This is a genomic window from Streptomyces fungicidicus (assembly GCF_003665435.1).
Lineage (GTDB): Bacteria > Actinomycetota > Actinomycetes > Streptomycetales > Streptomycetaceae > Streptomyces > Streptomyces fungicidicus.
In genome coordinates, this window is sequence record NZ_CP023407.1 from 2,400,893 (window position 1) to 2,421,053 (window position 20,161).

The window sequence follows — 20,161 nt, forward strand, 5'->3', positions numbered from 1 at the left end:
AGCCTACATTGCCGGGCACACGGCCCGTCACACCCCCGCGGACCGCCGGGACCGCCGGCACCGCCGGGACCACCGGGGGATATCCCCACCCCGGATCCGCCAGCCGCCCGGATCCCCCGGCGGCCCCCCGCTCCGTACGGTCGAAGAGCGCTCGAACACCGTGGGTGAGCGCCCCGTCCGTCCCAGGGGGAGACCGTCCATGACCCGCACGACCCGCACGACCCGTACGACCCGCACCGCCCGGACCCGTGCCCTGGCCCTCGCCGGGGCCACCGCGGTACTCGTCGCGGGCCTGAGCGCCTGCGGGGCGTCGGCCGCCGACGACGACGATCCTGAGCACCGGTCCTTCGACCTGCCCGGCCGGACCCTCACCATCGACTCCGACGACTCCGCCCTGGAGATCGTCGCCTCCGAGGGGAACTCCCCGGGCCGGATCGAGGTCACCCGCTGGTTCCGGGGCACCGTCGCCATCGGCTCGGACCCGAAGGTCACCTGGACCATGGACGGCGACCGGCTGGTGCTGCGCGAGAAGTGCTCGGGCATCGTCGCCGACTGCGCCGCCAAGCACCGCATCGAGGTGCCCCGCGGAGTCTCCGTCAAGGTCGAGGAGAAAGACGGCAGCGTGCGGGCGCGGGGCTTCCGCGACGCGCTGAGCATCCGTACGACCGACGGGTCCGTCCATGTCACGGACTCCAGCGGGCCGCTGGAACTGCGCACCGGTGACGGATCCGTGCGCGCCGAGGTCTCCTCGCGCACGGTGCGCACCCACAGCGGTGACGGCTCGGTGCGGCTCGAACTCGGCGCCGTGCCCGACCTGGTGGACTCCCGCAGCGGCGACGGTTCCCTGACCATCGGCCTGCCCCGCGCCTCCTACCGGGTGGACACCTCGACCGGCGACGGCGGCGAGGACGTGTCGGTGCCCCGCGACGACTCGAGCTCCCATGTGGTGACCGCGCGGACCGGCGACGGCAATCTCACCGTCCGTACGGTGAACTGACCGACCCGTGTCTTCGTCCTCCACCGGTGGGAGAATGTCATCGGGCCGGGCGAACGACAGTACGGGAGAGGGATGTGACGGCGACACCAGCGCAGCCGTACTCGCCGTCGGAGCCACGCGTGCCGCGGGTGTCCCGTGCCGTGCCTCCCCCGCCACCGCGGACCCGTGTCCGCGGGGCCTCCGGGCCACTGCGTGACGTGCTCGCCCTGGTGGGGCTGCCGCTGGTGGCCGCGCTGGCACTGCCCGCGGCGTTCGCCGGCGGCGGCACGCGGCGCTGGTTCGGGGGACGGGCCGAGAACCAGCGGGCCGAGGCGCAGGCCGCCAAGGACGCGGCGGCCGCCGCCTTCTACGAGCTCGACACCGCCCAGCGCGACCTGCGCATCTCCGTCGAGACGATCAACGCCGTCGACTCCTCCCCCGCCGCCCGCCGCGCCGTCTCCGACTTCGAGGCGCTCGGCCGGCGCATCGACGAGGCCAGCCACCAGTACATCGAGGCCGTCGACGCCCACGACCTCGACCGCGACGACCTGGAGGCGTCCGCCGCCTCCCGGGCCCGTGCCGAGCTGACCGCCGCCAAGGAGGAGCTCGGCCGGGTCAGGCAGGAGCTGGACCGGTTCGCCGACGGGCTCGGCCCCCTCCTCGGCAAGGCCGAGACCCAGCTCGCCCGGCTCGCGCCCGCCGTCGAACGCGCCCGGCAGGCGCTGCTCGCCGCCTCCGAGTCCCTCGACACCGCACGCGGATCCGGTCTGAAGGCCGACGACCTCGCCGCCCGGCTCGCCGTGCTCTCGCCGGAACTGACCCGGCTGAACCAGGGAGCGGGGCAGCACGGCGTACCGCAGACCCTGGAGCGGGCCGAACGCGTCACCCGCGAGGCCGAGGCGATCCGCGTCGAGGCCGAACGGCTGCCGGAGCGGGCCGCCGAGATCGACCACCGACTGGTCTCCCTGCGCACCCGCGCCCAGGCCCTCACCACCCGCTCCGAGCAGGTCGAACCGGTGCTCAGCGAACTGCGCCGCCGCTTCACCGCCGCCTGCTGGCAGGACCTGCAGCACGTCCCCGACTCGGCCGCGGAGAACGTGGCTCGGGCGGAGGACCGGCTCGCCGAGGCCAGGAGGGCCCGCGAGGAGCAGCGCTGGGCGGACGCGACGGCTCTGCTGTCGACCGTGCGGGCGCTGCTGAACACGACCGACGAGGCCGTGTCGGCCGCCGGCGACCGGCTGCGGCGGCTGAACGCGGTGCAGAAGGACCCGGAGCGGGAGATCGAACGCACCCGGTTCGCCATCCGCGACGCCCAGCGTCTGGCCATGGCCGGCCGCAACACCCCCGAGCCGCGCCACGCCCGCCCCCTGGACGACGCCGTCGCCCGCCTGGACCGGGCCGTCGCCGGCCTGGAGGGCCGCCATCCCGACTACTGGCACTTCCTGACGGAGACGGAGGAAGTACGGACGGCGGTGGGCCGGGTGGTGTCGCGGATCCGGGAGGAACGCGGCGGCGCCGCCCACTGACCGTCACCGCCCGGCCGGTTAACCTGTGCCCATGCCTCGTTACGAGTACCGCTGCCGGACCTGCGGCGACACCTTCGAACTGAGCCGTCCCATGGCCGAGTCCGCCGCCCCCGCCGCCTGCCCGGCGGGCCACGACGACACGGTGAAGCTCCTCTCCACGGTCGCGGTGGCCGGTACGGCCTCCGCTCCCGCCCCGGCGCCCCGCGCGGGCGGCGGGGGCGGCGGCTGCTGCGGCGGGGGCTGCTGCGGCTGACGGGCCGTCCTCAGGCTCCCTTCAGCTTCACGTTCCTAACGTGAGGGCATGACAGCCATCGCAGCGCGCACGATCACGGCGGCCGGGGGCGGCGACGCCGGACCGCAGTGGGTCAACGACCTCATGGACGCCATGGGCGCCCCCGGGGCCGGCCTCGCCATCGCGCTGGAGAACCTCTTCCCCCCGCTGCCCAGCGAGGTGATCCTGCCGCTGGCGGGCTTCGCCGCGAGCAGCGGGCGGATGAGCCTGCTCGCCGTGCTGCTGTGGACCACGGCGGGCTCGGTGGTCGGCGCGCTCGCGCTGTACGGGGTGGGCGCGCTGCTCGGCAGGGACCGGACGGTGGCGATGGCTGGGCGGCTGCCCCTGGTGAAGGTCTCCGACATCGAGAAGACGGAGGCCTGGTTCCTGCGGCACGGGCCGAAGGCGGTGTTCTTCGGCCGGATGATCCCGATCTTCCGCAGCCTCATATCGGTGCCGGCCGGCGTGGAGCGCATGCCGCTGCCGAAGTTCCTCGGCCTGACCACGCTGGGCAGCGCGATCTGGAACACCGCGTTCGTGCTCGCGGGGTACGCGCTGGGGGACAACTGGGCGCAGGTCACGGCCGTCGTCTCGGCGTACTCGAAGGTGGTGCTCGGCGTGGTGGCGCTGGCGGTGCCGGCGTTCGTGGTGCTGCGGCTGCTGCGCTCGGGCGGCGGCCGTCGCAGGCGGGCCGACGGGGAGTCCGCGTCCCCCGGCCACCGGGCGGACCCCGCCGCCGGAGCCGACGGCGACCGCTCCGACACGATGGTCCTCCGCCGTCACGGCTGACGGCGTACGCCCGGTACCCGCCCCTCCGGTCGAGGGGCGGGTTCCGGACAGGCTCAGCGCGGTGCGCGCACCGTGTGGAGCAGCTCGCGCAGGATGCGTTCGCCGGCCAGGACACCGCGCTCGGGCAGTGCCCGTACCGCGGGGGCCGTCCAGTCGTCGTCGGCCAGTTCGCCGTGGCCGGGACGCCAGCTCCGGTCGGCGGCGAGGAGGAGGTCGGCGTCGAGGAGGGAGTCGCCGGCGGCGAGGGTGAGGTCGGCGCCGGTGCGGCGGACGACCTCGCGCATGGCGGCGCTCTTGGTGAGCGGCTTGGGCACGGCGTAGATCTTGCGGCCCTGGAGGGACACCGTCCAGCCGCGGTTCTCCGCCCACTCCCCGAGCTCCTTCACCCACTCCTCGGGCAGCAGCTCACGCTCGACGACGAGGTAGGCGAAGAGGTCCTCGGCGACCCGGTGCTTGCGCACCCAGACCGGGTCGGCGGTCCGCAGCAGATGCTCCTGCACCTCGGACAGCGGGGCGCACTCGTCGGCCAGCCGGGCGAGGACCCGCGCGTGCCAGTCCCCGTCGGAGACGCCGTCGACCAGGAGGTGCCCGCCGTTGGCGCAGATCGCGTAGGCCGGGGCCGGGCCGGGGAGGTTGATGCGCTGGTACTGCTTGCGGGTGCGGGTCGTCGTCGGCACGAACAGGGCGGCGTCACCGAGGTCGGTGAGGAGCCGGGCCGCGGTCTCCGTCATGTAGGACAGGGGCTTGCTCTCGTGGACCTCCACGCACAGCAGCCGGGGCGCCCGGGCGTCCGGCATGGTCAGGGCGAGGGCGGCCGCGGAGTAGATGAGCGTGCGGTCGAGGTCGCTGGCGACGATGACGGGCATCAGCGGGTCACCGCCCTGCCGTCGGCGCCGGTGGCGCCCCGGGTGTAGCGGGGGTGTATCAGCCCGACGCAGGTGTAGGGCAGTTCGGCGACCTCCTCGACGGGCACGCCGCGCTGCTCGGCGAGCAGGCGCACATGGTCGAGGTCGCTGCCGGCCCCTGCCCGCGCGAGCACCTTCCAGGGCACCCGGCGCAGCAGCACCCGGGTGGTCTCGCCGACGCCGGGCTTGACGAGGTTCACGTCGTGGATGCCGTACTCCTCACTGATGCGTTCGACGGCCGCCCAGCCCTCCCAGGTGGGCGTGCGGTCCGCGGAGAGCAGGTCCTTGGCCTCGGCGCAGGCGGCGTCGATGACCTCGGGGAAGCGGGCGGACACGGCGTCCAGGAAGGCCACCGAGAGGTCCGCGCCGGCCAGTTCGCGGTAGAACTTGGCGCCGTGGAAGTCGTCCGGGCCGACCAGGTCGGCGCGGAGCACGGTGCGCGAGATCAGGCCGGAGACCGTCGAGTTGAGGCAGGCGGAGGGGATCAGGTAGTCCTCGCGGGTGCCGTAGGTGCGGACGCAGGAGCCCGGGTCGGCGAGCACCGCGATCTCCGGGTCGAAGCCGGTGACGCCCTCCAGCTTCTCGAACTCCTCGACCGCCTGGGCGAGTTCGCGGGTGATGGCACCCTTGCCGGTCCAGCCGTCGACGAAGACCACGTCCCGGGGGTCGTGGTGGGCGGCCAGCCAGCGCAGCGCGTTGGCGTCGATGCCCCGGCCGCGGACGATGGAGACGGCGTAGTGCGGCAGGTCGAGGCCGTGGCGGTGCTGTGCCCAGCGGCGCATCAGGATGCCGACGGGGGTGCCCGCGCGGGCCAGGGAGACGAGCACCGGCCGGGGAGCGCGCTCGGCGAGGACGGTCTCGGTGACCACGCCCACCGCGTGGGCGAGGCGGGCGGCCGACTCGTCCAGGGCGGCGTGGAACAGCTCCTGGTACTGCTCGCTGGGCTGGTACTCGACCGGCAGCGACTCCGCGTAGTGGGCGCCGCCGCTCTGGACGGCCTCCTCGCGCTCCTCGGTCGGCGCCTCCAGCGTCACGTGCGAGAGGTCCTGGAGCAGCCAGCCGACCTCCTCGGGCGCGTACGAGGAGAAGGCGGGGCCTCTGAGGGGCTCGGGCAGCATGGTGGCGGGCCTTTCGGGGGCGTCCTGGGGCGCGGGCACGTACGACGGTACGACCGCGAGGAGGACCTGGGGGGTGTGCGCCGCGAGCCGGGCGAGCAGGCCGTCGGGCGCGTGCAGCGCCGGGGTGTCGGCGGCCGAGTCGACGACGGCGACGACGGCGTCGAACCCGCCGCCGGCGACGTTGTAGGCGTAGCGCTCGCCGGGGCCGTCGGCGGGGTCGTCGTGGGCGGGGAAGACGAGGCGGGTGCGTATGGCGTAGCCGGGGTCGTCGACGGCGAGGACGGGTGAGCGGGTGGTGGTGGAGAACCGCACCTCGGCGCGGGTGGTCCGCTCCAGCTCGTGGGCGAGCCGCAGCGGTGCGTACATCAGTTCCTCGAAGCCGAGGACGAGGACGCGGTGCGCGTCGGCGGGGAGTGCCTGTGCGAGGCGGGCCGCCATGTCCGGGAGCGCGTGCTCCAGGCGGGCGCGGTGCGCGGGGGTGAAGCCGTGCCGTCCGCCGTCCGGCAGGCCGGCCGGCCAGCCCAGCTCCACCCGCGTGAGGCCGCCTGCCGGGCGCGGGCCGGTGGGGGCTGATCGCGCAGTTCCCCGCGCCCCTGAGTGACCTGCCCAACCGTCCGCTTCACGCCTCGCGGAACCACCATCGCCCCCCAGGGGCGCGGGGAACTGCGCGACCGACCCCGACGCACCCGCACCCGACCCACCACCCGAAGCACCCTCCAGGGGCGCGGGGAACTGCGCGCCCGACCCGGACCCAGCCGCACCCGACCCACCACCCGAGGCGCGCTCGTGGCGTGCCACCAGTTCCTGGCCCTTCTCCAGGACGCCGTCAGGCAACCGCACCGTGCCCGACGCCGTCGTGACCAGGTCGATCCGCGCCCCGATCCCCCGGGCGAACTCGTCAAGACGCCCGGCGTCCGCGGGCGACCGCATGTCGACGAGAGCGACGATCACGTACCACCCCCGCGGATACCGCGCATGAAGATCGCGCACGGTGTTCAACACCGTGTTCCCCGTGGAGAACTCGTCGTCGACCAGCACCAGCGGCCCCTCCCCGGCCAGCAGGGACGGGTCCTCCGGGAGCAGCAGGTGGGACGTGGCGTGGGAGTGGGACTCCTCGAAGCCCCCGGCCGTGGCCGTCCCCGCGACCGGACGGCGCGTGGAGTGCAGACAGCGGGCCACGCCCAGCCCGTCCGCGACGGAGTGGCCGAGACCGGTCGCGGTCTCGGCGTAGCCGAGGACCACCGCGTCGTGGGCCGAGTCCCCCAGCAGCTCCCGCACCCTGCGGCCGAGCGCCACGCCGTGGCCGTACACCACGGCCGGCGACTGGGGCACGTGCTTGCCGAGGACGTGGGAGACCAGCAGATGGGCCCGCTTGGGGTTGCGGCGCAGCGCCAGCCCCAGCAGCGCGGGCAGGTCCTCGTCCCCTTGCAGCTCGACGCCGAGCCGTTCGGTGACCCAGGTGCCGGACCATATGTCCTCGCCGGCCGGGGTGCCGCGTCGCACCGGCCGGTGCCCGCCCTCGTCCACTGCCTTCTCCATCCCGCTCACTCCCCCAGGCCCGCCGCCAGCAGTTCCACGAAGCCGATGTCCTCGTTGGCGACGCCGAAGACCTCCGCGCGCAGCAGCGTCCGCTCCGCCCAGGCCCGGTGCGGCTTCACCTCGTTCATCTTGTTCGTGTAGGCGGACCGCAGTACACCCCCGCCGCCGCGTTCCGGCCGGAGGATGTCCTGGGCGTCGCTGAACTCCTCGTGGCTGACGACGGAGAGCGCGTGCACCGGCAGCACGTGGGAGGGGTGGATGCAGGTCTTGCCCAGCAGACCGTTGGCCCGGTCCAGGGAGATCTCGCGGAGCAGGCCGTCCATGGCGTGTTCGATCAGCTTCTGGCGCAGCGCGACGGCCTGCACCTCGAGGAAGGGGCTCTGCCGCAGCAGCGGCTTGAACATGCGCTCCTGGACGCGGAAGTACTCCCAGACGGGCCCGGTCACCGTGAAGCCGGTGCCGTCGGCGCGGGCCAGCATGTTCACCACGTCGGAGATGACGGAGGCGACGACCTGGATGTCGTACGCCGTCATGTCGGGGCCCCTGCGCAGCCCGTACGAGGAGCAGAAGTCGGTCACGCCGAGGCGCAGCGCGAGCACGCGGTCGCGGTACTTGTCGACGGCGCGGAAGATCCCCTCGAGGGTCTCCACCCGGGTCTCGCGGTAGAGCAGCTCGGGCGATTCCAGCACGGGCATGGCGTAGAGCCGGTGGCCGCTCTCGGACTCGGCGGTGGTCAGCGCCTCCAGGAAGGGGAGGCCGCGTTCCGCGGTGAACTTGGGCAGCACGAATCCGGACAGCAGCCGGACGGAGGGGCCGAGGCGGCGGACGAGGTCGGGGATCTGCTCGGAGGTGCGGACCCGGATGAACAGCAGCGGCAGATCCGCCCCGGGCCGTCCGGCCAGATCGGCGAACTGGTGTACGAGGTTCTCCTCGCCCGCGGTCACGTCCGCGTCGCCGATGGAGTCCTCGAGGCACAGCACCATGGAGACCACGCCGCGTGCGCCCTGCTTGACGACGTCGTCGGCGAGGCGGGGCCGGGTCGCGGGGCTGTAGAGCGTGGCCCCGAGGGCGGCGGAGAGCAGCCGGGCCGGGGAGGCCGGGGTGAACTCACCGGGCTCCCGGTAGAAGAGACGTTTCCGCACCGCAGGGGCGATGTGCCCGAAATGACGCATTGAACTCCCCCGTGGCCTCTCTGTGGATTCTCTGGGAATGTCGGAAGGTGGCCGGTAATAGTACGTAGGGATCCATGTCGTCGGTTCCGGCGGGGCATGAACTTCAGGTAACCCGGGTGTGTCGGTCCCAACCCCCCGCGTTGTCGTGACCAGGACGGAGAAGGCAGGATGACCGCATGACGCACGCGATGCTCAAGGGGTCGAACGTCCCTCTCGAGGCCACCACGGTACGCGCCGTGCTGCGCTGGTCGCCCGGGCAGGGGGTGCCGGACGTCGACGCCTCCGCGCTGCTCCTCGGCCTCGACGGTCGTGTGCGCTCCGACGAGGACTTCGTCTTCTACAACCAGCCCCGGCACCCTGCCGGAAAGGTGTGGCGGCTCGGCAAGAAGCCCGTCGCCGAGGGCCTGACCGACACGATCCAGACAGATCTCGCCGGTGTCGAGTCCGGTGTCGGCCGCATTCTGCTCGTCGCGTCGGCGGACGGCGTCACCTTCGACCGCGTACGGTCCCTGCGCATCCTCCTGTACGACGCCCAGGCCGCCGACGGTGAGGCGCTGGCGTACTTCGACGTCAAGCCGGAGACGGGCCAGGAGACCGCGCTGATCTGCGGCGAGCTGTACCGGCGCGGGGAGGGTTGGAAGTTCCGGGCGCTCGGCGAGGGCTATTCGAACGGTCTGCAGGGCCTGGCGACCGACTTCGGCATCTCGGTGGACGAGTCGGAGGCGGCACAGCAGGCCGACCCCGCCGACGTCACCCAGCTGCCGCCCCCGACCGCGCACGTCCAGGCGGCCGACCGGACCTCCGCGGAGGCCCTGACCCAGCCGCAGGCCCCGCTCGTCCCGCCGGTCCCCGAGGTGTCCCGCCCGCTGCCGCCCGAGCAGCCGGCCGGGGTGCCCGCGCAGCCCGCGTACGGCTACCCGCCGCAGCAGCCCGCGGCCACCCAGCCGGCCTACGGCTACCCGCAGCCCGCCGCCCGGCCCGCCTACGGCTACCCGCCGGCGCCCGCCACGGCCGCCGCGGGGGCGCCGTCCGGGTACGGCTTCCCTCCGCCGGCCGCCGTGTCCCCCGACCCGGACTTCCAGCTTCCGCCGCAGGGGCCGCAGTTCATCGGGCGCTGAGGCCCGCCCGGCGGATCACGCCCGGCGTGCGGCTCACCGGTCGGCCTTCGTCTTGAAGCCCCGGCCCCACTGCAGCCCCCAGCCGTAGAGCCGGTCCAGCTCCGCCTGGAACCCGTACACGAACTTCACCTCGCGGCGCACGATGATCTCGTTCTTGACGTTCTCGATCATCACCACGGCGCAGGAGCGGGCCTGGGGCTGGCGTTCGTCGAGTCCGATCTCGATCCGCGGGCCGTTGCTGGGGAAGAGGGTCACCATGGCGTGCGTCCGGTCGAACGCGGGCGTCTGGTCGTAGATGTAGGCGAAGACCAGCAGGCGCTTGATGTTCTCCCGGTGGTCCAGGTTGACGTACATCGTCTCGCCGGAGCCGGACCCGAACCGGTCGTCACCGCTGAGCTTGACGTACGGGGCGCCGTTGACGTCGCCGAGGTAGCCGCCGAGCGGCTGGACCACGCCCTTGGTGCCGTCCTGGAGCTCGTACAGACAGCCGAGGTCGAGGTCGACGTTGACCATGGACTGGCTGTGGCCGACGACCTCCGGCGGCTTGAGCGCCTTGAAGGGGTGGCGCAGCAGGCTCTCCCGCTGGGAGCCGCCGAAGTCGGAGGTCCGCATCCGCCAGCTCAGATTGATCCGCAGATGGCCGGTGGCCGCGCCCTGTTTGGTCAGGGACACCTGACCGTGCCGTTTGGTCAGTTCGATGGCGTTGCTGGCCGCGCTGCCCGAGTCGAAGGCGCTCTCGCGTCCGCGCCACAGTCCGTCCAGGAAACCCATTCCCGCCCCAAGTCCAGTCGTCGAACCCCGCTCGGGCCGCCGGGTTCCCCGGACGGCCGACGGGGCGGCGCCGAGGAGTGGTCCTCGGTACCGCCCCGTCGAGAGCGTTCCTCACCCGGATGGCTGTCACACCCCGGAGGAGACCTCAGTCTTGTCCCCGGCGTTTCCCTCGGCCGCCGCGAGTGCCTTGTTGCGGCGGACGGAGGACCAGAAGGAGGCGCCGATGAGGACGACGCCGATCAGGCCGGTGATGAGCTCGTGGATCTGGTACTGGATGGTGACCAGCAGGATCAGGGCCAGGGCGCCGATCGCGTAGTGGGCGCCGTGCTCCAGGTAGACGTAGTCGTCCAGGGTGCCCTGGCGGACCAGGTAGACCGTGAGCGACCGGACGTACATGGCGCCGATGCCCAGGCCGAGCGCCATCAGGACGATGTCGTTGGTGATGGCGAAGGCGCCGATGACGCCGTCGAAGGAGAAGGAGGCGTCCAGGACCTCGAGGTAGAGGAACATGAAGAACGCGGCCTTGCCGGCCAGCGCGACCCCCGTGCGGGGTTTCCCGGCCCGTTCGGCCTTCTCCTCCTCCTCGTGCTCGCGTTCCTCCTCCTCTTCGAGCTTGTCCTCGAAGTAGCCGGAGAGGCCGCCCACGATCATGTAGGTGATCAGACCCGCGATGCCGGAGAGCAGCACCGTCTCGGCCTTGTCGGCATGGCCGCCGCCGTGCTGGTGGGCGTTGGTGGCGAAGGTCATGGCGGAGATCAGCAGGATGACGAGCGCGATGCAGACCGACAGCATGTCGACCTTGCCGAGCTTGGCCAGCGGGCGCTCCAGCCAGGCCAGCCACTTGATGTCCCGGTCCTCGAAGATGAAGTCCAGGAAGATCATCAGCAGGAACATGCCACCGAACGCGGCGATCGCCGGGTGGGCGTCGGTGACGAGCTCCTGGTAACGGTCCTTGTCACTGAGCGCGAGATCGACCGCCTCGATCGGGCCCAGCTGCGCGCTGATGGCGACGATCACGACGGGGAAGACCAGCCGCATGCCGAAGACGGCGATCAGAATGCCGATGGTGAGGAAGATCTTCTGCCAGAAGGCATTCATCTTCTTCAGGATCCCGGCGTTGACCACCGCGTTGTCGAACGACAGCGAGATCTCGAGGATCGAGAGGATCGCCACGATGCCGAAGGCGGTCCACCCCCCGAAGAGAACCGCTGCGACCAGGCCGAGCGCGGTGACCGCGAACGACCAGCCGAAGGTTTTCAGAACCACTGGCTACCCCAGGTGTGTGTACGGGTCTCCCCCGCTGCCGGTGTCGGCTTTACGAAACGTTGACTCCGAAGTCTAGAGCGATGCCCCGCAGCCCCGACGCGTACCCCTGTCCCACTGCACGGAACTTCCACTCGCCCTGGTAGCGGTAGAGCTCTCCGAAGATCATCGCCGTCTCGGTGGACGCGTCCTCGCTCAGGTCGTACCGGGCGAGTTCCTGGCCGTCCGCCTGGTTCACCACGCGGATGAAGGCATTGCTGACCTGGCCGAACGTCTGGCCGCGCTCGTCGGCCATGTGGATGGAGACCGGAAAGACGATCTTGTCGCACTGGGCCGGCACCTTGGGCAGGTCGACCAGCAGGGACTCGTCGTCGCCCTCGCCCTCACCGGTGAGGTTGTCGCCGGTGTGCTCCACCGAGCCGTCCGGGCTCGTGAGCTGGTTGTAGAAGACGAACCACTCGTCCCCCATGACCCGGCCGCCGCTGCACATCAGCGCGCTGGCGTCGAGGTCGAAGTCGGCTCCGGTGGTGGAGCGCGCGTCCCAGCCGAGCCCGATCATCACCTGGGTGAGGTTCGGTGCGGCCTTGGACAGGGAGACGTTTCCCCCTTTGGCAAGAGTGACGCCCATGATGCTGGTCCCCCTCCGGGTGATGTTTCTCAGGTGGTCCTGCGCATCCGGCGCCGCACGTAAACCGTGCGGCGCCGGGCGGTGTGGCCGCGCGGGACGGCCGCGGTCCCGGGCGTGGCCGCCCGGGGGTGTGGCCGTCTCAGACGTTCACGCCGAAGTCCTGCGCGATGCCGCGCAGGCCCGAGGCGTAGCCCTGGCCGATGGCGCGGAACTTCCACTCCGCGCCGTGCCGGTACAGCTCACCGAAGACCATGGCGGTCTCGGTGGAGGCGTCCTCCGACAGGTCGTAGCGGGCGATCTCCGCCTCGCCGGCCTGGTTGACGACGCGGATGAACGCGTTGCGCACCTGGCCGAACGACTGCTGGCGGTTCTCGGCGTCGTAGATGGAGACCGGGAAGACGATCTTCTCGATGTCGGCGGGGACCCCGGCGAGGTTGATCTTGATCTGCTCGTCGTCGCCCTCGCCCTCACCGGTGAGGTTGTCGCCGGTGTGCTCGACCGAGCCGTCCGGGCTCTTCAGGTTGTTGAAGAAGATGAAGTGCGCGTCACTGGCGACCTTGCCGCTGTTGTTCAGCAGCAGCGCGCTGGCGTCGAGGTCGAAGTCCGTACCGGTCGTGGTGCGGATGTCCCACCCCAGACCGACGATGACCGCGGTCAGGCCCGGCGCCTCCTTGGTCAGCGATACGTTGCCGCCCTTGCTGAGGCTGACTCCCACGAGTCCTCCCTTGGTGTCCTGGGGCGGGGTGCCCCGTAGTGCGTCGGATGTCGGATCAACGAGTCGATCCTAATGACGGGTTCCCGGCGGCCGCAGGCCCCGAGGCCGAAGAATCACAGGGTGTCGGGCCGGGTCACAGGGTGTCGAGCGCTTTCACGTACTCGTTCAGGTCACGGGCGTCCGGCAGACCGTTGAGGACGGTCCAGCGCACGACGCCCTCCTTGTCGATGATGAAGGTCCCGCGCACCGCGCACCCCTTGTCCTCGTCGAAGACGCCGTAGGCGCGCGAGACGTTGCCGTGCGGCCAGAAGTCGCTGAGCAGCGGGTACTCCAGGTCCTCCTGCTCGGCGAAGACGCGCAGGGTGTGGATGGAGTCGTTGGAGACGGCGAGCACCTGGGTGTCGCGGTCGGCGAACTGCGGCAGGTGGTCACGGACCTCGCACAGCTCGCCCGTGCACACGCCCGTGAAGGCGAACGGGTAGAACAGCAGCACCACGTTCTTCTGCCCGCGGAAGTCGGACAGCCGCACCCCGGCGCCGTGGTTGTCCTTGAGTTCGAAGTCGGGGGCCTTGTCGCCGGCCTGGATCGCCATCGTCGTGTTCATCCCTTCGGCGTGGATCTCTCCGACCAGCCTACGCAGGGAGTACGACAGACCGACGGACGGGCCGACGCATGACGCGACCGGCCCGCCCGGGGGTGGTTCACCGCTTGGACTTGGCCGCCTTGGGCGTCGCCAGCCGGCTGCCGCTCCAGTCCTTGCCGACGCTGACGCTCTTGGCCGCCGTCAGGCCCGCCGTGGTGGCGGCCTCCGAGATGTCGCTCGGCTCCACATAGCCCGAACGGCCGGTCTTCGGCGTGAGGAGCAGAATCGCGCCGCCTTCTTCGATGTACGTGGTGGCGTCCACCAGCGCATCCGTCAGGTCGCCGTCGTCGTCACGGAACCAGAGCACAACGGCGTCGGCCACGTCGTCGTAGTCCTCGTCGACGAGGTCGCTCTCGATGACGCCCTCAATGGCCTCGCGGAGCTCCTGGTCGACGTCGTCGTCGTAGCCGATCTCCTGGACCACCTGCCCGGGCTGGAACCCCAGCCTGGCGGCAGGGTTCGTCCGCTCCTCCGCGTGGTCCGCGGTCGCGCTCACGGGTTGCCTCCTGATCATGTCTTGGGAATAACTCGGCCACGCGCGTGCGCGCAGCATTGGCCGTAGTCCACACGGGCGGGACCGATCGCGCAAGTACCCGGCCGCACAGACCGCCGAAACGGTGACGATCCTGGCCGGGTCACCGCAACTCCAGGCACACCATCATGGCCCGTAGTGACGTACACCACACCCTTGTGCCCCATTTGGCCCTTTGGGAACCGTCTCTGTGTACGAAGACTCGAATGGACGAGCCCTATGCACACCGTACTGGTCGCGCGGATCGGATTACCTCCGGGTAGAGATGACGCCGACGGCCCCGGGGTGGACCATGGGGAACGGCGCAATCCGGGCCGTAGCGCGACGGCGGCCCGCCTCACGGCCCTCCGACAGCTAAGGAACAGCGTGGCTTCCGCATCCGATCGCAACCCGATCATCATTGGCGGCCTCCCGAGTCAGGTTCCTGACTTCGATCCCGAGGAGACGCAGGAGTGGCTCGACTCCCTCGACGCCGCGGTCGACGAGCGCGGCCGGGAGCGGGCCCGCTATCTCATGCTGCGGCTGATCGAGCGCGCCCGCGAGAAGCGCGTGGCCGTGCCCGAGATGCGCAGCACGGACTACGTCAACACGATCCCGACCCGGGCCGAGCCGTTCTTCCCGGGCAACGAGGAGATCGAACGCAAGATCCTCAACGCCACCCGCTGGAACGCCGCGGTGATGGTCTCGCGCGCACAGCGGCCGGGCATCGGGGTCGGCGGCCACATCGCCACGTTCGCCTCCTCCGCGTCGCTGTACGACGTGGGCTTCAACCACTTCTTCCGCGGCAAGGACGAGGGCGACGGAGGCGACCAGGTCTTCTTCCAGGGCCACGCCTCCCCCGGCATCTACGCCCGCGCGTATCTGCTGGACCGGCTGAGCGAACGCCACCTGGACGGCTTCCGCCAGGAGAAGTCGAAGGCCCCGTACGCGCTGTCGTCGTACCCTCACCCGCGGCTGATGCCGGACTTCTGGGAGTTCCCGACCGTGTCGATGGGCCTCGGCCCGATCGGCGCGATCTACCAGGCGCGGATGAACCGCTACATGCACGCCCGCGACATCGCGGACACGTCGAAGTCGCACGTGTGGGCGTTCCTCGGCGACGGCGAGATGGACGAGCCGGAGTCGCTGGGCCAGCTGTCCCTCGCCGCCCGTGAGGGCCTGGACAACCTGACCTTCGTCGTCAACTGCAACCTGCAGCGCCTCGACGGACCGGTGCGCGGCAACGGCAAGATCATCCAGGAGCTGGAGTCGGTCTTCCGGGGCGCCGGCTGGAACGTGATCAAGCTGGTCTGGGACCGCACCTGGGACCCGCTGCTCGCGCAGGACCGCGACGGTGTGCTGGTCGACAGGATGAACACCACCCCGGACGGCCAGTTCCAGACGTACGCCACCGAGTCGGGCGCGTACATCCGTGACCACTTCTTCGGCGACGACCACCGGCTGCGCAAGATGGTCGAGGGAATGACCGACGACCAGATCCTGCACCTGGGCCGCGGCGGCCACGACCACCGCAAGATCTACGCGGCGTACAAGGCTGCCCTCGAGCACAAGGGCCAGCCGACGGTGATCCTCGCCAAGACGGTCAAGGGCTGGACGCTGGGCCCGAACTTCGAGGGCCGCAACGCCACGCACCAGATGAAGAAGCTGACGGTCGACGACCTCAAGCACTTCCGCGACCGGCTGCACCTGCCGATCTCCGACAAGGACCTCGAGTCCGGTCCCCCGCCCTACTACCACCCGGGCCCGGACACGGAGGAGATGCAGTACATGCACGACCGCCGCAAGTCGCTCGGCGGGTACGTGCCGACCCGGGTGGTGCGGTCGAAGCCGCTGTCACTGCCCGAGGACAAGACGTACGCGACCGTGAAGAAGGGCTCGGGCCAGCAGTCCATCGCGACGACCATGGCCTTCGTCCGGCTCCTCAAGGACCTCATGCGGGACAAGGAGATCGGCAGGCGGTTCGTGCTGATCGCGCCGGACGAGTACCGCACGTTCGGCATGGACTCGTTCTTCCCGAGCGCGAAGATCTACAACCCGCTCGGCCAGCAGTACGAGTCCGTGGACCGGGAGCTGCTGCTCGCCTACAAGGAGGCGCCGAACGGGCAGATGCTGCACGACGGCATCTCCGAGGCCGGCTGCACGGCCTCGCTGATCGCCGCGGGATCGGCCTACGCCACGCACGGCGAGCCGCTCATCCCGGTCTACGTCTTCTACTCGATGTTCGGCTTCCAGCGCACCGGGGACCAGTTCTGGCAGATGGGCGACCAGCTGGCGCGCGGTTTCGTCCTGGGCGCGACCGCGGGGCGCACGACGCTGACCGGTGAGGGTCTGCAGCACGCGGACGGCCACTCGCAGCTGCTGGCGTCCACCAACCCGGCGTGCGTCGCCTACGACCCGGCGTTCGGCTACGAGATCGCGCACATCGTGCAGGACGGGCTGCGCCGGATGTACGGCTCCGACGAGGAGCATCCGCACGGCGAGGACGTCTTCTACTACCTGACCGTGTACAACGAGCCGATCCAGCACCCGGCCGAGCCCGCGGACGTGGACGCGGAGGGCATCGTCAAGGGCCTGTACCGCTTCGGCGAGGGCACGGCGGGCTCCCTCCCGGCGCAGATCCTGGCGTCCGGGGTGGCGGTGCCGTGGGCGGTCGAGGCGCAGCGGATCCTCGCCGAGGAGTGGGACGTCAGGGCGGACGTCTGGTCGGCGACCTCCTGGAACGAGCTGCGGCGCGAGGCGGTGGACTGCGAGCGGCACAATCTGCTGCACCCGGAGGAGGAGCAGCGGACGCCGTACGTGACGCGGAAGCTCGCGGCGGCGCAGGGCCCGGTGGTGGCGGTGTCCGACTGGATGCGGTCGGTGCCGGACCAGATCGCGCGCTGGGTGCCGGGGACGTACCAGTCGCTGGGCGCGGACGGCTTCGGGTTCGCGGACACGCGGGGGGCGGCCCGGCGGTTCTTCCACATCGACGCGGAGTCGATCGTGGTGGCGGTGCTGACGGAACTGGCACGGGAGGGCCACCTCGACCGGTCGGTGCTGAAGCAGGCGATCGACCGGTACCAGCTGCTGGACGTCGCCGCCGCGGACCCGGGGGTCGCGGGCGGCGACGCGTAGGGCGGAGCGCGTGGGTGAGCCCCCGGCGAAGTGCCGGGGGCTCACCCATGCCGCCGCCCCGGGTCAGAACATGCCGTAGCCCGACGAGGTCGCTCCGGCCAGGAAGACGAGGGCCAGGAGCGTGTCGATGGCGCCCAGGACGAGGGCGACCAGGGCCGGTACCGGACGGGGGCCCGTCCAGGTGCGGCCCATGGCGAGCCAGCCGCAGACGATCGCCGCGGGACCGAGGATGATCCCCAGCACGAAGAATCCGGCGACCGCGCAGATGACTCCGACGATTCCGAGCGTCGCGCGATCCTGCCCGGTCCGTGACCACGTCCGGCCACGTGAGCGGGGGTGCCTGCGCGTACCGTGTCCGAAGCTCGCCATCATCAACTCCCTGAAGGGTTGGTTGACATGGCGGGTACCCCCGCTCCGGCGGTGAATTCACGCCGTACGAGGGGCGGGTGAAGGCGCCGCGAGCACGCTGCCCCCCTCCAGCAGCGCGCCGCGGCCGCGTCCTCCATGCCCTGCGGAGGACTTGACCCACTGTGACCTGCGGCGCCTTCCGGAGGGGAGAGATCACCGCACCGGTTCACCCTGACGAGCGAACCCGGCCACAGAACGGTCCGTCAGATGTGGCCGACGCCCGCGCCCGCCTCGGCGTTCGCACCGCGCTTGGTGAGGAACGCGACCAGCACCGCCACGGCGGCGACTCCGGCGGCGACCAGGGACGCCAGGCTCATGCCGGAGATGAAGGTGTCGTGGGCGACATCGGTGATCTTCGCGGCGATCGCGGCGGGGGTGCCCTCGGCCACCGGCGCCACGCCGACCTGTACGGCCTCGGAGGCCTGGCCCGCCTGTTCCGGGGTGAGCGGCGGGAGTCCGGCCTTGGCCCAGTTGCCCTCGAGGTCGCTGTCCACCTTGGAGGCCATCACGGCACCGAGCACGGCCGTACCGAGGCTGCCGCCGACCTGCATCGCGGCCTGCTGGAGACCGCCGGCGACGCCGGACAGCTCCAGCGGCGCGTTGCCCACGATGACCTCGGTGGCGCCGACCATGACGGGGGCGAGTCCGAAGCCGAGGAGGGCGAACCAGAGCGACATCACACCGCTGCCGGTGTCCGTCTCCAGCGTCGACATGCCGTACATGGCCAGTGCCGTGAACGCCATGCCGCCGGCCAGCGGGATGCGCGGACCGACCTTGGTGATCATCACGCCCGCGAGCGGGGAGCCGACGATCATCATGCCGGTGAGCGGGAGCAGGTGCAGACCGGCGTCGACCGGGCTCATGCCGTGCACGTTCTGCAGGTAGAAGGTGACGAAGAACAGCCCGCCCATGAACGCGATGGCCATCAGGACCATCAGTACGACACCGGCGGACAGCGGCACGGAACGGAACAGTGCCAGCGGGATCAGCGGCTCCTTGACCTTCGTCTCCCAGACCGCGAAGGCCGCGAAGCCCGCGACCGAGGCGAAGACGAAGCCCCAGGTGCTGCCGGCGCCCCAGCCCCACTCCGGAGCCTTGATCAGGGCCCACACGAGGCAGAACATGGCGCCGGAGAGCAGGGCGATGCCGAGCAGGTCGAAGGAGCGCGGGGCGTTCTTCGCGCGGTGGTCGAGCAGGATCCACGCGCCGAGGGCGACGGCTAGGACGCCGACCGGCACGTTGATGAAGAACACCGACTGCCAGCTGACGTGCTCGACGAGGACACCGCCGAGGATCGGGCCGCCCGCGGTGGAGGCGCCGATGACCATGCCCCAGATGCCGATGGCCATGTTGAGCTTCTCGGCCGGGAACGTGGCCCGCAGCAGGCCGAGCGCGGCCGGCATCAGCAGGGCGCCGAACAGGCCCTGGAACACGCGGAAGATGATGACCAGGGCGATGCTGTCGGACAGACCGATGGCCCCCGAGGCGGCGGCGAAGCCGACGACGCCGATGAGGAAGGTCTGCCGGTGCCCGAAGCGGTCACCGAGCTTGCCCGCGGTGATCAGGGAGACGGCGAGGGCGAGGAAGTACGCGTTGGTGATCCACTGGACCTCGGCGAAGGTGGCCCCCAGGTCCTTCGCGATGGCCGGGTTCGCGATGGCCACGATGGTGCCGTCCAGGGCCACCATCATGACCCCGACCGCGACGGTGACGAGGGTGAACCAGGGGTGCCCGCGAAGCCCCTTGCCCGGCGTCGTCCCCGACGCTCCGGGCGGCGTCGCGTCCCCCGGGCCCGCCTTGTCGATGGTGGTCTGACTAGTCATGCGTTCGAGGCTAATGTCAGCGACTGACAGTTGACAAACCAGTTCGCCGGCTGGTCACCGACACGACACACGCGTATAGCCTGATCTGGGGAAACAGTGCGAGGAGGGACAGATGAAGACGGTCAGGACCGTCGTGGACGCGCTGCCGCGGCCGGGCCTGCGGGAGCTCAGGAAGCAGCGCACCAGGGACGCGCTGGTACGGGCCGCGCTGGAGCTGTTCGCCGCGCGCGGGTACGAGGGGACGACCGTCGACGACATCGCCGCGGCCGTCGACGTGTCACAGCGCACCTTCTTCCGCTACTTCGCGAGCAAGGAGGAGGTGGCGTTCTTCGTCCCCCGGCTCGCGGAGTCGCACGTCGTCGACGCCGTGCGCGAACGGCCGCGGGACGAGGCGCCGCTGGAGGCGCTGCGCCGGGCCGTGCTGGACAGCTGGGACGGCATCAACGAGGCCGTCGAGCAACTGGTCCCGCTGGAACTGCACATGCGCGTCTACCGGGTGATCGAGTCGACGCCCGCGCTGCTCGCCGCCCATCTGCGCCGGGCGACGGAGCTGGAGGAGGAGCTGGCGCGCATCGTCGCCGAGCGCGAGGGCGTCGACGTGGACGCCGATCCCCGGCCCAGGATCCTGGTGGCCGCGTTCGGCGGGGTGGTCCGGGTGGCGGAGCGGCGCTGGTCCACCGGGGACGACTTCAGCGTGGCGGCGATGCGGGAGCTGATGAGGAGCTGCCTGGACCATATGGGTCCGGCCCTCGCGGGGAACTGGCGTACGGGGTGATCCCCGAAGCGACACGACGAAACGTGATCCCGGTCACTTGATTCACGCGAGACACTCCCGTTCTCCTAGTGTGTC

General features: G+C 71.1%; 18 protein-coding genes. 7 read left to right on the forward strand and 11 right to left on the reverse strand.

All coding sequences use genetic code 11. The features are described from left to right. Window positions 1-199: 199 nt before the first annotated feature. The 4 genes from CNQ36_RS10795 (at window position 200) to CNQ36_RS10810 (ending at window position 3,562) form a co-directional block, all read left to right on the forward strand. On the forward strand, window positions 200-997 hold the full coding sequence (locus tag CNQ36_RS10795) for a DUF4097 family beta strand repeat-containing protein (protein ID WP_121545824.1): 798 nt from the start codon (window positions 200-202) through the stop codon (window positions 995-997). A 74-nt stretch (window positions 998-1,071) separates the two neighbouring features. Then, a complete protein-coding gene (locus CNQ36_RS10800) occupies window positions 1,072-2,502 on the forward strand; it encodes a coiled-coil domain-containing protein (RefSeq protein WP_121545825.1) in 1,431 nt (476 codons plus the stop codon). Between the two features lie 31 nt (window positions 2,503-2,533). Beyond that, window positions 2,534-2,755, forward strand: a complete 222-nt coding sequence (locus tag CNQ36_RS10805; RefSeq protein WP_121545826.1) for an FmdB family zinc ribbon protein — start codon at window positions 2,534-2,536, stop codon at window positions 2,753-2,755. 48 nt (window positions 2,756-2,803) lie between these two features. After that, the gene (locus tag CNQ36_RS10810; protein WP_121545827.1) at window positions 2,804-3,562 is read left to right on the forward strand and encodes a DedA family protein; all 759 of its coding nucleotides are present in this window, start codon (window positions 2,804-2,806) and stop codon (window positions 3,560-3,562) included. A 53-nt stretch (window positions 3,563-3,615) separates the two neighbouring features. On the opposite strand, the gene CNQ36_RS10815 is transcribed toward CNQ36_RS10810, so the two are convergent. From CNQ36_RS10815 to CNQ36_RS10825, 3 genes are read right to left on the reverse strand one after another with little or no spacing between them, the layout of a single operon-like run. After that, window positions 3,616-4,428, reverse strand: coding sequence for an HAD family hydrolase (locus CNQ36_RS10815; protein ID WP_121545828.1), 813 nt, complete (start codon window positions 4,426-4,428; stop codon window positions 3,616-3,618). After that, window positions 4,428-7,124: a phosphoribosyltransferase gene (locus CNQ36_RS10820; RefSeq protein ID WP_228312953.1), complete on the reverse strand. Its 2,697-nt coding sequence runs from the start codon at window positions 7,122-7,124 to the stop codon at window positions 4,428-4,430. The genes CNQ36_RS10815 and CNQ36_RS10820 overlap by 1 nt, the downstream gene beginning before the upstream one ends. 5 nt (window positions 7,125-7,129) lie before the next feature. Further along, on the reverse strand, window positions 7,130-8,296 hold the full coding sequence (locus CNQ36_RS10825) for an HpcH/HpaI aldolase/citrate lyase family protein (protein WP_121545829.1): 1,167 nt from the start codon (window positions 8,294-8,296) through the stop codon (window positions 7,130-7,132). Window positions 8,297-8,472: 176 nt separating this feature from the next. Here CNQ36_RS10825 and CNQ36_RS10830 point away from each other — a divergent pair, with 176 nt between their 5' ends. Further along, window positions 8,473-9,414 carry a TerD family protein gene (locus CNQ36_RS10830; RefSeq protein ID WP_121545830.1) on the forward strand — a complete coding sequence of 314 codons (942 nt, stop codon included), beginning with the start codon at window positions 8,473-8,475 and terminating at the stop codon, window positions 9,412-9,414. A gap of 33 nt (window positions 9,415-9,447) precedes the next feature. Here the strand turns inward: CNQ36_RS10830 and CNQ36_RS10835 are convergent, their stop codons facing one another. The 6 genes from CNQ36_RS10835 to CNQ36_RS10860 all read right to left on the reverse strand — a co-directional run bounded on the left by CNQ36_RS10835 (window position 9,448) and on the right by CNQ36_RS10860 (window position 13,930). Beyond that, window positions 9,448-10,185, reverse strand: a complete 738-nt coding sequence (locus CNQ36_RS10835; protein WP_004931739.1) for a TerD family protein — start codon at window positions 10,183-10,185, stop codon at window positions 9,448-9,450. A gap of 126 nt (window positions 10,186-10,311) precedes the next feature. Then, on the reverse strand, window positions 10,312-11,451 hold the full coding sequence (locus CNQ36_RS10840; RefSeq protein ID WP_121545831.1) for a DUF475 domain-containing protein: 1,140 nt from the start codon (window positions 11,449-11,451) through the stop codon (window positions 10,312-10,314). Between the two features lie 49 nt (window positions 11,452-11,500). Beyond that, window positions 11,501-12,076 carry a TerD family protein gene (locus CNQ36_RS10845; protein ID WP_121545832.1) on the reverse strand — a complete coding sequence of 192 codons (576 nt, stop codon included), beginning with the start codon at window positions 12,074-12,076 and terminating at the stop codon, window positions 11,501-11,503. Window positions 12,077-12,215: 139 nt separating this feature from the next. After that, window positions 12,216-12,791, reverse strand: a complete 576-nt coding sequence (locus CNQ36_RS10850) for a calcium homeostasis/redox stress adaptation protein (protein WP_004931735.1) — start codon at window positions 12,789-12,791, stop codon at window positions 12,216-12,218. Between the two features lie 133 nt (window positions 12,792-12,924). Further along, window positions 12,925-13,383 carry a peroxiredoxin gene (locus CNQ36_RS10855; protein WP_121545833.1) on the reverse strand — a complete coding sequence of 153 codons (459 nt, stop codon included), beginning with the start codon at window positions 13,381-13,383 and terminating at the stop codon, window positions 12,925-12,927. Between the two features lie 109 nt (window positions 13,384-13,492). Next, complete coding sequence (locus tag CNQ36_RS10860) at window positions 13,493-13,930, reverse strand: DUF3052 domain-containing protein (protein ID WP_030218400.1); 438 nt, start codon at window positions 13,928-13,930, stop codon at window positions 13,493-13,495. 402 nt (window positions 13,931-14,332) lie between these two features. Between CNQ36_RS10860 and aceE the strand changes: the two genes are divergently transcribed. Next, complete coding sequence (gene aceE / locus CNQ36_RS10865) at window positions 14,333-17,080, forward strand: pyruvate dehydrogenase (acetyl-transferring), homodimeric type (RefSeq protein ID WP_004931729.1); 2,748 nt, start codon at window positions 14,333-14,335, stop codon at window positions 17,078-17,080. Window positions 17,081-17,143: 63 nt separating this feature from the next. Here the strand turns inward: aceE and CNQ36_RS10870 are convergent, their stop codons facing one another. After that, window positions 17,144-17,452, reverse strand: a complete 309-nt coding sequence (locus CNQ36_RS10870; protein ID WP_040907305.1) for a hypothetical protein — start codon at window positions 17,450-17,452, stop codon at window positions 17,144-17,146. 239 nt (window positions 17,453-17,691) lie between these two features. Continuing rightward, a complete protein-coding gene (locus tag CNQ36_RS10875; protein WP_121545835.1) occupies window positions 17,692-19,311 on the reverse strand; it encodes a DHA2 family efflux MFS transporter permease subunit in 1,620 nt (539 codons plus the stop codon). Between the two features lie 112 nt (window positions 19,312-19,423). Between CNQ36_RS10875 and CNQ36_RS10880 the strand changes: the two genes are divergently transcribed. Beyond that, window positions 19,424-20,086: a TetR family transcriptional regulator gene (locus CNQ36_RS10880; RefSeq protein WP_004931724.1), complete on the forward strand. Its 663-nt coding sequence runs from the start codon at window positions 19,424-19,426 to the stop codon at window positions 20,084-20,086. Window positions 20,087-20,161: the final 75 nt, after the last annotated feature.